Raw genomic sequence first — 11372 nt, 5'->3', positions numbered from 1 at the left:
GAAGTGAAACAGGCCTGCGCCGATGGTAGTGTGGCATTTGCCCATGTGAGAGTAGGTCATCGTCAGACTCTTAATACCCAAAACCCCAGCTTCCAAAGAAGCTGGGGTTTTTTTATGCCTGAAATAAAGTTTCGAGTTTCCTTTCCTCCGATGTCGAATGTATGACGTCCCGCACAGTGACATTTAGTAATCGGCACTACAATTGGTTACAAAGTGCTCAGAGTATTAATTAATCTGCAGTCGATAAATACAAGAACATTGGCGTGGAATAGCCAAAGCAGGTAAGCCAATTTATGAATGATTTTCGCTGGATATTTATGGTGGCGATGATGTCAGCTGCCCACGGCGTTAATGCAGGTCTAGAAGAAATTTCAGACACCGCCATGTCTGAAATTACGGGGCAGGCATTTATATCTATTGATCGCCAGTATCATCCCGATGCAGATAACGCCACCTCGTATACGCGTGTCAATCTGGGCATGGATGTAGAGATTCAAACAAATATTGATACGCTCGAACTGGGCCGTTATGACCGGCCTGGCGAAAAGCCAGGTACCTCAGACGTTCTTATCAATAATTTCTCGCTGGGTTATATAGAGAATCAGCAGCTTTATACAGACAATCCCAAAACGCCCCGCATGTTCAATGCATATTCCGGCCCATCATGAACACCCATTCCGGGCGAACGTGAACACCTATTCTGGTTTAACGTGAACAGCCATTCCGGCTGAAGATGAACACTTTTTGGTGATTTTCCGGAATCGGTGTTCACCATGCCGGAATCCGCGTTCACATTCCCGGAACCGGTGTTCACGTTAAACCGGAATCTTTCTTAACGCATTGTTTATTCAACCGTTTGCTACTCTGGTTCCTTTTTTTGGGGTCCAGAGTCATGGCAGCAAAGAGAATTCCAATGCGCAAAATCAGAGAAGTTCTTCGCCTGAGGCTGGAAGCCGGGCTTTCGATCCGGCAGATCAGCGCCGGCACTAAGACCAGTGTCGGAGCCATACAGAAGCTCCTTTCTCAGGCTAACGCCCTAGAGATTACTTGGCCGTTGCCGGAGGATCTGGACGATGGCCGCCTGGCGGCCATGTTCTATCCGGGCTCAGATCCCACCTCATCGTCACGTTATCAAGTGCCTGACTGGACAACGGTTTATCAGGAACTTAAGCGTAAAACTGTCACCAAACAGTTGCTATGGGAGGAGTACACCGCCCGGTATCCCAACCGGTGTTACAGCTACTCTCAGTATTGTGATCGCTACCGCCATTGGCTGAAGCAGCAAAAGCGCTCCATGCGTCAGACTCACAAGGCCGGTGAAAAATGCTTCATTGATTACTGCGGCCCCACGGTCCCCATCATTAACCCGCAAACCGGCGAGATCCGCACGGCTCAGGTGTTTGTCGCCGTACTGGGTGCCTCCAATTACACCTATGCAGAAGCCACCTGGACTCAGGAGTTGCAGAACTGGCTGTTGAGTCACGTGCGCACGTTTGAGTTCTTTGGCGGTGTTCCGGAGATGGTGGTGCCGGACAACCTGCGCAGCGGCGTCAACAAAGCCTGTCGGTACGACCCGGATCTGAACCCCAGCTACCAACAACTGGCAGCCCACTATCAGGTCGCGGTGATGCCAGCGCGGCCCTACAAGCCCAAGGACAAATCCAAAGCAGAAGTGGGCGTGCAGATCGTTGAGCGATGGATACTGGCTCGGTTGCGTCATCACGCCTTCTTCACTCTGGCGGATCTGAATCAGTGCATCCGATCGCTATTGGAAGATCTGAACAGCCGACCGTTCAAGCGTCTGCCGGGTAACCGTCAGGACGCCTTCAAGACGCTGGATCAGCCCGCCCTGAGAGCGTTACCGAAACACCCCTATGAGTACATCGACATCCGGCGCTGCCGAGTTAATATCGATTACCACATCGAGTTCAGCCAACACCATTACTCGGTACCGCACCAGTATGTGGGTGAGCGAGTGGAGATCCATGCGAGTGAACGTCTGGTGCAGATCTACTTCCGCCACCGGCAGATCGCCAGCCACCCTCGCAGCCATCAGTTCGGTATCACCACCGAGCCAGGGCACATGCCCACCCGCCACCGAAAGCAACAACAGTGGACGCCCGGACGCCTCAAGAACTGGGCCCGGGACATAGGGCCAGACACCCTGGTCTGGGTCAGTGACCGACTGGATGAACGGGAGCATCCGGAACAGGCCTACCGGGTCTGTCTCGGGCTGCTCAATCTGAGTAAGGCCTACCCCGGTTCACGCCTGAACGCCAGTTGCCGTATCGCCAACCGCGAAGGCCTGAACCGCCTGAAACACATCAAAGCCATTCTCCAGAGCAACCGCGACAAGCTGCCGGAACAACTGCCCCTGCACACAGAGCTGCCCCAGCACCACGAGAACATCCGTGGTCCGAAGAGCTTCCACTAGGAGACACCACCATGAGTACGATCAAGACCCTGACACAACTAAGAGACTTGAAACTGGGCGGCATGGCTGCCGCCCTGGAACATCAACAAAACCAGCCGGGCACCTATGACGAGCTGTCGTTCACTGAACGGCTGGAGCTGTTACTCGATCGGGAGTGCCAGACCCGGGAGCACCGGAAACAGGATCGCCTGGTTCGTCAGGCCCGCTTCAAGCTCCGGGCTTCGGTTCAGGACATCGATTACCAGCACCGGCGTAACCTCAAAAAGGCCCAAGTGGCGCAGTTGGCCCAGACCGACTGGCTGGAGCGAGGACAGAACCTGCTGATCACCGGCCCCTGCGGCAGCGGCAAGACGTATGTGGGCTGTGCCATCGGTCATCAAGCCTGTCTGAACGGTCTCAGCGCCCGGTACTACCGAATCTCCCGGCTAATGCTGGCACTGACACAAGCTAAAGCCGATGGCACTTACCAGAAAACCCTGAACCAGTTGAGCAAAATAAACCTGTTGATCCTGGACGACTGGGGGCTGGAAGCCCTGAGCCCGGCGCACCGAAACGACCTGATGGAGATCATGGATGACCGGCATGGCACTCAGTCGACCATGATCATCAGCCAATTGCCCACCGATCAGTGGTACGCCGCCATCGGTGACAACACCTTGGCCGATGCCATTCTGGATCGGCTGATGCATAACGCCCATCGCTGGGTTCTGAATGGAGAATCCATGAGAAAACGACTTCAGGAAATTGACTGAACGTGAACACCCGGGGTACAAACCTCGGTGGGTAATGCGTTAAGAGAAAAGGTGTTCACGTTCAGCCGGAATGAGTGTTCACGTTCGCCGGAATACGCAGTTCAAGCCAGACGGTTCACCCTATCAAGAGGGAGAAATTGTCCCATTTATGCTGGATAACCCTTTCTTTGAGTTTGCTTATGATGAAAATCTGCAGGAAATTGTGGGGTTTCGACTTGGTTTTGGTGAGGCGATGGGAATTCTGTCGGGTGACATAGAAACACTCACCGGGAACGTAAATGTTCAGATTCTGGATGTTGGTGCAGCGATGGCCGATGCAGTTCAGGAAAATCCCAGCTTTGGTGATCAGGTTATTAAGGCCATTACACCTCTACTTGAGGCTGGAAACCCGCTTTCGAGCAAGGCGCAGCTGGTTAAAGGCGACCCGAATGATCCGGATGTGGGCGCGCTTGACCCGATCCGCGCGGAATACATCGGTGTGCCAGACGGCGAAGTCTTTGTCCTTGACGGGGCTAGTGGCTTTGCGCGTTGGGCGATGAAATATATCTTGGCCCCCGGCTCTACTTCCGAAATACGGACGCCTGGGTGCAACAGTACGCTTGATTGCCCGGGGGGCTCGATCGAAATCGTGGCAAAAGATTGCATCGTGCTCGCAATATACTCCTGTTTTGATCTTGGGATCTATAACTCATTTGCCGTTGGTGAAATAGGTGAGGTTAACGGTAAGCGTGCTGTCACATCACCGGTTAGCGGTGCGTTCATGTCATTTCAAACCAAAGCACTCGATTGGTTAGAAAATGTAAAGAAAACCAACCCCGATTCAGCCGACTACATTCAGGCAACCGCTGGCGCCTTTTTTAATATCCCGAACGGCGCCACGGAAGTGAATCTCAGTGAGGCACTTTATGGCGTTCAGCGTTATCGGACAGAATACATAGACCGTGGTAAAGGGCTTTTCTAGGAGTCGTAAAATGAGGCATCAAGATACAGTCAAATATTCTTTAAGCCAATTAACGTGGTTTTTGCTTTGGTCGTTGATGTCTTGCTTGATTGGAGTAAGTGCTGCCTACGGGGAGTTGAAGAGCCTTAGTGAGGGCGAGTTGTCCGAGGTCGACGGTGCAGGTGTTGGGCTAGTGCTCGATAGCTTCACTTTTTCACACGGCACAGATCAGCCGGATCAAAATGGCGAACAGGCTCGGGTGTTCAGGATTTCTGGAATAAAAAGTACTGAGGGCCAAGAAGTAGATATCACAGTAAATCACCTCTACATCGCCGGAGCCGATAGTAATTACGGCCAGAACCTCTCGCCAGTGAACTTGGGGCGACTGATGAACCCATGGAGCATTGATGTGCTTGACGGAGATGATATCGGCATTCCCGATAAAGCCATCCTCGAGTTTGCAGCATCTACTAAAGTACCTACCGCTGATGGGTTTGATTGTATGGGTGGTTCTGCCGTTGCAGGGTCAGGTACCTGCTCAAGCCGACCTGCCACTCCGAGTTGGAGGGGTGAGCGTGCTGATATCGGTATGCAGATGAACGTCGCTGTAGGCTCAGATCGTTCTTCAAATCTTAACTTTCACGCCCGCAGCGCTGTTATCGACGGTAGTTATATCCGGCTATGGGGTGATGATGGGCGCAAACAAATGGCCGGTGAATTTCGGTTCAACCTGTATTCTCCAGAAGTATCAATTAACGCATGTTCGCTTGATGGGGCTACCTGTGGTTCCCGGATTAAGATGTCTGACTTTGCCTTGGAGCTTGCGATAGGAAACAAATACCAGCCAATCTTTTTTGATGTTGATGGAAACGGGAATTTCATCTTGGAGGTTGGCACTATTGCGGCGCCAGCTGCGGGGCAAATAGCAGCTAACGGACTGCGTTCAGGTAGCGATGCTGCCACCTGGGATTTTTACAACGACTATTATTCAAACCCCGAGTATCGCAGTAATCTACATATTGGCAACTTTAGTGTCGGCGCTCAGGATTTCGGCCCAGCCCGTATGGAAGGCATGCTGATTCAACGTCTGAAGATCCAGACGAAGGACTTGGCGCTATGAGCCAAAGCCCGCTGAGTTTACGGCAGTCCATATCGGTCGTCTTATGTTTGCTTGCTCTGCCCTTTGCTGCCATGGCTGAAATGGCACCTTTGGGAGACGATGCGTTGTCAGATGTTTCAGGCCAGGGTGGTATTTACCTGTCAGGGGACGTCAGTATCAATGCGCTGGGCGGTCCAGTCGAGAACAGCTATTTCGGGCGCTGCGATGATGTGACTAAAAAGTGTGGGGCCCGCTTGGCGTACCGCTTGAAAGAAACCGGGGGCTGGATGGTTCTTGATGAGCTGCGTGGCGGGTTTGCCTTTGAAGGGTTGACTCTGGGTATGCGAACGATAGATACGGGCTTTGGAGGCGATGGGGCGCTTTTCAATGGCGACGTACTTGAGCTAGGCCTGCCAAACATCGTTCGGTTCGATGATGTGCGTTTCAAGATCGCAGCAAGCAGTACGCCCAGGCCAACGGATCCCGGGTTCATGCAGACCGATATTTTCACTGTCGAGATGCAGGGCGATGTAATTATGGAAGGTAATTTGCTGGTTTTTCCGGCAGGAAATCCATAATGGGTGAGGGTGGAAACATGAGGATCGATAAAGGTCGCAACTGTACTCTTGCCATCCGCTCGGGGCTTCTTTTGCTGGGTTTGGTGTCTACCGCATCTGCAGGAATGAAGAGCCTGGATGATTCGGAACTCGCCGCAGTGAGCGGACAAAGTGGCATTACCCTGGAAATAGACCTTGGTTTAACTGCAGACAAGGTCTCCTACTACGATGATGCTAAAGGTATTCACCTTGAAGGATTTCGCGTAGGTTCTGCATCTGACCCTGTTGGTTCGGCGCATCATTTGATCAAGGTTGATGTCGGATCTGATGCATCACTGAACCTTGACTACCTGGTTGAAGATCGCCGGATTGAATTTGGCGACATTCGTCTTGCCGGGGCTCCGGGTCTTGGCATAGGCGGCGTTTTTCTTGACCACACCCTTCAGGGCTACCTGACTATAAAGCAGGGTGGGGCCACGGGTGGTTCAGGCTATACTTTTGATACAGCCTACACGATGACTGGCGGGCGCTTGGGTTACAGGACCAACGGTAACGAGGTGTTTCTCGACGGCATTACAATGGATGTTGAGGCCTTGGGCATAACGCTTGATGTGGTCGGAGATACCCTGAAACTGGATGCTCCCAGAGTGGTAGGCTCCTGGCAGGTTGAGGCTGTCCGCTATAGTGGTAACTCAGCGAATCACGGTGTCAGTAATGATGTGGGTTCTGGTGCTCTGCTGCCTTCCTATGGTGGGTTAAGTGGTCAGTACGATCTGTCTTCCCGTACCGATATCAGGGCCGGTGGTCGCGAGGGTGAGGGTTTGCGCTTTGATGGTCAGACTACAATCCACAGTGCCTCTTTCCTGTATCACGACGATGGCAATGTTCTGGCACTCAGAAACATCACGGGCAACATGAATGTTCAGGATTTGCGGTTGGATGTGGCGCCGGATTGGCAGAGCAGGCCAGCCTTGGCTCTTACGTTGGGGACAATGACGGGGGAGTTTAATATTGGGGCCGTTGAAATGGGTGGCAATGGCAAAAGTATTGGTGAGGTAAATGCAAGTTTTCTGTTCGAGGGTCATGCATACAATGGCAACAGCTATACCAATGCAGTGTATTTGCAGGGCGGAGGGCATGCAGATGCCGGTCCCCAAGGCCTGCGCTTAGCTGCTGAGTGGAGCTTGCGCCGGGCTGATATCAGTTACACAGAAGATGGGAATCGGGTTATTTTCAGTGGTCTTCAATCCTGGGGGCGTGGCGATGTTACTCTGAATGTGACCCGGGAAGAGGTTCGTGGAGGCACCCAGTTCTTTGACGGTCTCAGGGTCGGGTTTGAGAATGTCAATGCGGGTTATCGTATCAATGGTCTCAAGGTTGGAGGTGAAGATGCGCAATTGCAGGGCGGTACAGAGTTGTTGCTTGCACTTGGCTTCTATCCATCCTATGAATTCGAGCTTGACGGGCACATGACCCTTGGTGCCGGCGGCGCGAATGGTGAGGGGATTACAGTTAATTCCGATATCCAGATCAGGAATGGCAAGGCTGCGATTATTGCTGATGCTTATGACAAAGGTGCCGGCGAAGTCAGTCAGAAAGGGCTTTGGATCAGCGAACTGGAGTACGATGCTCATATACGAGAGATGACCATTGACGCGACAGTTGGAGGCTTGGAGGTGGTGACCGGAGAGTCCTGGGGCTCCATGGATATTGGCAACCTCCGAATCGGCGATAAATCTACCGGGGGTAGTTTAGGCAGGTTTGTACTTCAAAACTATGAGCTTGGAAGCAGTATGGCAATTCTTCCGGGGGGTGCCGGTGATGTTTGTGTCGGTGGCACAGGCAGTACGCAGGCAGTGTGCGAGGCTTCCGGTGGTATATGGGAAACCAGGGGTGAAGAGGGTATTACTATCCGCCTGAAACAGATACTTGCCAGGGCGGAAGGAAATAAAAAGAATGCGTTCGCTTGGGAAACCAATCGCCAGGTAGATGGTAGTGGTAAGCCAGTAAATGACACAGGCGCGAGTGTGCTGCTAAATGATATTTACACCAGTGATGGCGGCGATTTTGATGGTGACGGGATAGATGATAATACCTTCGGGATTCGCACAGAGCTCGCTGTAGATGTATACCAAACGAAAGTCGTTAAAAAGCAGGATGGGCCTGATTTATTGGGTGTGGATGGTTCAAAAGGCGATGAAAAGATCATGGATGCCGCAGCCCCTCAAGGCTACCGTTATGTTAACAGCCCAACTCAGGGTGACCTGAGTAACCGTCCTCTGGGTTTTGCGGTGAAGGCTCAAAGTCGCTTCAAAGAGCTTTCTATTAATAATATCGATCTTGTGCACCCAACAGGTGGCGCTCAAACAGCCGTTTACGGCGTCAAGATGCAGAACTTTGACGTAAGGGCGAACCTTACGGCGACCCCTATTCCCTGACGTTCCGGGCGGCCGGGTTGCTGTTGCTCCGGTCGCCAACTTTGTTTTTTTCTCCTTCCTGGTGTTTAATCCGCCGATACTCACTCCTTCGGCCGGATAATATCTGATGAAACTCAAAGCACTTGTTGCGCTGCTCAGTGACAGGAAAGTTCACTCTGGTGAATCTCTTGCTCAGCAGTTGGGCGTTAGCCGTACCGCAATCTGGAAGCAGGTAAGGCGGCTGACGGATGAAGGTTTTGAAGTGGCCAGGATTCGTGGTCGGGGATACCAGTTGGTGTCTCGCGTCGATTTGCTGGATTCGACCATGATAGCGGATCTGCTTGAGCCTGATCTGGCCGCGGAGGTCCATTTGCGAGTACTGGGTGAGGTGGACTCAACCAATGCGGAGGTTCTGAGGCAGGTTGCTAAAGGCTGCGATCATAAGCTCCCGATAATCATTGCGGATGCTCAGACAGCCGGCCGCGGGCGTCGAGGGCGGGCTTGGCAAAGCCCCCGCGGAGAAAACCTGTACCTTAGTATGGGGTTGGTCTTCCATGGTGGCTTTTCGATTCTGGACGGGCTCAGTCTGGTGTTTGGGGTAGCCGTTGCCGAGGCTTTAGAGGGGCTCGGTGCGCCTGAAGTTGGCTTGAAGTGGCCAAACGATATATTTCTTCCTGGTGGAAAGCTGGGTGGTATTCTTGTTGAGTTGCAGGGCGAGCTGCAAGAAGGTGTGGTCCGGGTGGTTGTAGGTATCGGAGTTAATGTTCACATGCTGAGCGCGGACGATGTAGATCAACCCTGGATTAGCCTTGGCAAAGCGTGTGCGGATATCGAGTGGTCCAGAAACCAGATTGCAGCGGCAGTCATTAGGGCTGTGTCGGAAACCGCAAGCGTGTTCTCGAGAGAAGGCTTTGGTGCGTTCCAGGAGGCTTGGCAGAAGCGTGATATATACTGTGGTCAACAGATTCAGGTTCGGGGCGGGGAGCTTCAGGGTATAGGTTGTGGCATTGATTCCAGTGGTAACTACTTACTTAAAACTGCCGAGGGTGAGGTTGTTCCCGTGCGAGCTGGAGAAATCAGTATGCGGGTAGTTTCATGAGGTTATTGATTGATGCCGGAAACACCCGATTAAAATGGTGCCTTGATGATTCGGGGCGATGTATCGGGCAAGGTGCTGGAGCGATCGACCATGCTGAGGCGGTTGCTGGACTGTCAATTTCAGATGCCGAGGTTACAAGCATAGCCGTCTCTACCGTGGCGTCTGAAGAACGGCGGCTGAGCCTTTTGAGCTACTTGTCAGAGCGATTCGAGGCGCCAGTCAGTTTCTATTGGGCAGAAGCGCAAAGGAATGGGCTCAAGAGCGCCTATGAGGATAGCGGGCAGATGGGTGCAGATAGGTGGCACGCTATGTACGGAGCCTGGCAGGGACATAGGAAAGGTTTTGTGGTGGTGGATGCAGGTAGCGCAATAACCGTCGATTATGTGGCTCCTGGAGGCTGCCACCTCGGGGGCTTTATACTACCGGGCATGCAAATGATGCGTCGCAGCCTGCAAGTGGACGCAGCGCGTGTAGACTTTGCGCCCATGCAAGTTTCGGATATGCGCCCGGGCTCAAGTACGAGTGAGTGCGTTAATCATGGTTTTGCCTGGTTGTCCGGGGCGCTGATAGACAGAGTCCATAAAGACTCAAAGGCTATTGGAGTAAGTGATATTTTGGTCACGGGTGGTGATGCCGAAAAATTCTTGAGGTTGGGCTTGAAGGCAAAGCTCTATCCCGTGTTGGTGTTGGATGGGCTTGCGCTGATAGACGCTGAGGCTGACCCTGGATGAAGTGGTTTGCTGTTGGATTGCTTTTGCTTAATATCGTGGTTTGGCAGGTCGGCAATATTATCCCGATGGGCGAGCCGTCCGGTGCTTTCGCCAGCGGAAATCTTCCGCGAGTGACAAGTCTGAGGGTTCAAGCCGAGTTCGACGGTTTGAATCAGCCGGCGCCGGCTGAGCGCTCCTGCGTTCGGGTGGGTTGGTTGCAGTCTTTTGAAGGTGCCAAAGCTCTATCTGAACACCGGGCTTTTAACCAGGTTTCCGGTATGTCAATCGACGAAGTGAAGCGGCCGCTGCCCTCATTGCATTGGGTGATTGTCCCGCCCCAGCCGCCCGGCGTGGCTCTTGAGCAGTTCCGGAATATGCAAAGACAAGGAATAGAATCCTATCTGGTGATGGAGGGTGAAAATAAAAACGCCATTTCTTTAGGGTTGTTTGAGTCCCGAAATGCGGCAATATCCGTGTTGGAAGAAAAAAAACGCAAGAAATTTAATGTGGTACTAGTCAACTTCGATCGAAATCAGATAAGCTACGCGCTCTCTTTTGAGGCTGAGCCGGATCTTGTAGAAGAGATGGTTCAGGCGGTGGAGGCGGATTTTGGATCGGAATTCGACTTTGTTGAAGTCAACCGTTGCGAAGGTGTTGCAACATCCGAGAAAACTCCGTAGTATACCGCCCTCGCTGAACAAGCGAATGTGAGCTGGCGTAGCTCAGTTGGTAGAGCAGCTGACTTGTAATCAGCAGGTCGGGGGTTCGATTCCGTCCGCCAGCTCCACTTTTTGTTGTGACAGGCGCGAAATGTTGCGTCTGGCTTGGAGGGGTTCCCGAGCGGCCAAAGGGATCAGACTGTAAATCTGACGCGAAAGCTTCGCTGGTTCGAATCCAGCTCCCTCCACCACTTAATTGCTCGCGGGCATCGTATAGTGGCTATTACCTCAGCCTTCCAAGCTGATGACGCGGGTTCGATTCCCGCTGCCCGCTCCAATTTGAATTGCAATGCTCATGTAGCTCAGTCGGTAGAGCACATCCTTGGTAAGGATGAGGTCAGCGGTTCAACTCCGCTCATGAGCTCCACTATTTATCCGGTCAACGTTAGTAACCAGGTTGATTAGGGAGATTGGTCGAATGTCTAAATCAAAATTTGAGCGTAGTAAGCCCCACCTAAACGTGGGCACTATTGGTCACGTAGACCATGGTAAGACGACTCTGACCGCTGCTCTGACTCGTGTATGCCACGAAGTTTGGGGTACAGGTTCTGCGAGTGCATTCGATCAGATCGATAACGCACCGGAAGAGCGTGCGCGTGGTATAACCATTGCGACCTCTCACGTTGAGTACGACTCCCCGACCCG

The 11372-nt window shown here is 52.6% G+C and carries 11 protein-coding genes and 4 tRNA genes; all 15 read left to right on the top strand.

Annotated features, from left to right (window positions below):
- Positions 1 to 293 precede the first annotated feature (293 nt).
- Positions 294 to 668 (top strand): DUF6160 family protein, encoded by a 375-nt coding sequence (locus tag CDH47_RS17345; protein ID WP_239985894.1) that lies wholly within the window; start codon positions 294 to 296, stop codon positions 666 to 668.
- 224 nt (positions 669 to 892) lie between these two features.
- Positions 893 to 2434, top strand: coding sequence for an IS21 family transposase (gene istA, locus CDH47_RS17340; protein ID WP_100641595.1), 1542 nt, complete (start codon positions 893 to 895; stop codon positions 2432 to 2434).
- Between the two features lie 11 nt (positions 2435 to 2445).
- Entirely contained in the window at positions 2446 to 3186 is a 741-nt protein-coding gene (gene istB / locus CDH47_RS17335) for an IS21-like element helper ATPase IstB (protein WP_100641593.1), read from the top strand.
- A gap of 70 nt (positions 3187 to 3256) precedes the next feature.
- Entirely contained in the window at positions 3257 to 4147 is an 891-nt protein-coding gene (locus CDH47_RS17330; RefSeq protein ID WP_100641591.1) for a hypothetical protein, read from the top strand.
- Positions 4148 to 4157: 10 nt separating this feature from the next.
- Positions 4158 to 5246, top strand: coding sequence for a hypothetical protein (locus tag CDH47_RS17325; RefSeq protein WP_239985892.1), 1089 nt, complete (start codon positions 4158 to 4160; stop codon positions 5244 to 5246).
- On the top strand, positions 5243 to 5803 hold the full coding sequence (locus CDH47_RS17320) for a DUF6160 family protein (protein ID WP_100641589.1): 561 nt from the start codon (positions 5243 to 5245) through the stop codon (positions 5801 to 5803). Before CDH47_RS17325 ends, CDH47_RS17320 begins: the two co-directional genes overlap by 4 nt.
- A 17-nt stretch (positions 5804 to 5820) precedes the next feature.
- Entirely contained in the window at positions 5821 to 8220 is a 2400-nt protein-coding gene (locus CDH47_RS17315) for a DUF6160 family protein (RefSeq protein ID WP_239985890.1), read from the top strand.
- 106 nt (positions 8221 to 8326) lie between these two features.
- A complete protein-coding gene (locus CDH47_RS17310; protein ID WP_100641587.1) occupies positions 8327 to 9298 on the top strand; it encodes a biotin--[acetyl-CoA-carboxylase] ligase in 972 nt (323 codons plus the stop codon).
- Positions 9295 to 10029: a type III pantothenate kinase gene (locus CDH47_RS17305; RefSeq protein WP_100641585.1), complete on the top strand. Its 735-nt coding sequence runs from the start codon at positions 9295 to 9297 to the stop codon at positions 10027 to 10029. Before CDH47_RS17310 ends, CDH47_RS17305 begins: the two co-directional genes overlap by 4 nt.
- Positions 10026 to 10688 (top strand): hypothetical protein, encoded by a 663-nt coding sequence (locus CDH47_RS17300; RefSeq protein WP_100641583.1) that lies wholly within the window; start codon positions 10026 to 10028, stop codon positions 10686 to 10688. The genes CDH47_RS17305 and CDH47_RS17300 overlap by 4 nt, the downstream gene beginning before the upstream one ends.
- 31 nt (positions 10689 to 10719) lie before the next feature.
- A tRNA-Thr gene (locus CDH47_RS17295) sits at positions 10720 to 10795 on the top strand.
- Positions 10796 to 10834: 39 nt separating this feature from the next.
- Positions 10835 to 10918, top strand: a tRNA-Tyr gene (locus tag CDH47_RS17290).
- Positions 10919 to 10929: 11 nt separating this feature from the next.
- Positions 10930 to 11004, top strand: a tRNA-Gly gene (locus tag CDH47_RS17285).
- Between the two features lie 14 nt (positions 11005 to 11018).
- Positions 11019 to 11094, top strand: a tRNA-Thr gene (locus CDH47_RS17280).
- Between the two features lie 51 nt (positions 11095 to 11145).
- Positions 11146 to 11372, top strand: a 227-nt coding sequence (locus CDH47_RS17275) for a GTP-binding protein (protein WP_239985888.1), incomplete at its 3' end; no start/stop codon positions are given.

Source organism: Marinobacter salexigens, assembly GCF_002806945.1.
Lineage (GTDB): Bacteria > Pseudomonadota > Gammaproteobacteria > Pseudomonadales > Oleiphilaceae > Marinobacter > Marinobacter salexigens.
Note: the sequence above shows the minus strand (reverse complement) of the source record. Positions and strands in the feature narration are given on the sequence as shown.

What these genes read in the sequence shown, in the direction of transcription:
- CDH47_RS17345 (WP_239985894.1), top strand. Translation starts at nt 294, where the DNA reads ATGAATGATTTTCGCTGGATATTTATGGTGGCGATGATGTCAGCTGCC.
- CDH47_RS17325 (WP_239985892.1), top strand. Translation starts at nt 4,158, where the DNA reads ATGAGGCATCAAGATACAGTCAAATATTCTTTAAGCCAATTAACGTGG.
- CDH47_RS17305 (WP_100641585.1), top strand. Translation starts at nt 9,295, where the DNA reads ATGAGGTTATTGATTGATGCCGGAAACACCCGATTAAAATGGTGCCTT.
- CDH47_RS17300 (WP_100641583.1), top strand. Translation starts at nt 10,026, where the DNA reads ATGAAGTGGTTTGCTGTTGGATTGCTTTTGCTTAATATCGTGGTTTGG.
- istA (WP_100641595.1), top strand. Translation starts at nt 893, where the DNA reads ATGGCAGCAAAGAGAATTCCAATGCGCAAAATCAGAGAAGTTCTTCGC.
- CDH47_RS17315 (WP_239985890.1), top strand. Translation starts at nt 5,821, where the DNA reads ATGAGGATCGATAAAGGTCGCAACTGTACTCTTGCCATCCGCTCGGGG.
- CDH47_RS17330 (WP_100641591.1), top strand. Translation starts at nt 3,257, where the DNA reads ATGAGTGTTCACGTTCGCCGGAATACGCAGTTCAAGCCAGACGGTTCA.
- CDH47_RS17310 (WP_100641587.1), top strand. Translation starts at nt 8,327, where the DNA reads ATGAAACTCAAAGCACTTGTTGCGCTGCTCAGTGACAGGAAAGTTCAC.
- istB (WP_100641593.1), top strand. Translation starts at nt 2,446, where the DNA reads ATGAGTACGATCAAGACCCTGACACAACTAAGAGACTTGAAACTGGGC.
- CDH47_RS17320 (WP_100641589.1), top strand. Translation starts at nt 5,243, where the DNA reads ATGAGCCAAAGCCCGCTGAGTTTACGGCAGTCCATATCGGTCGTCTTA.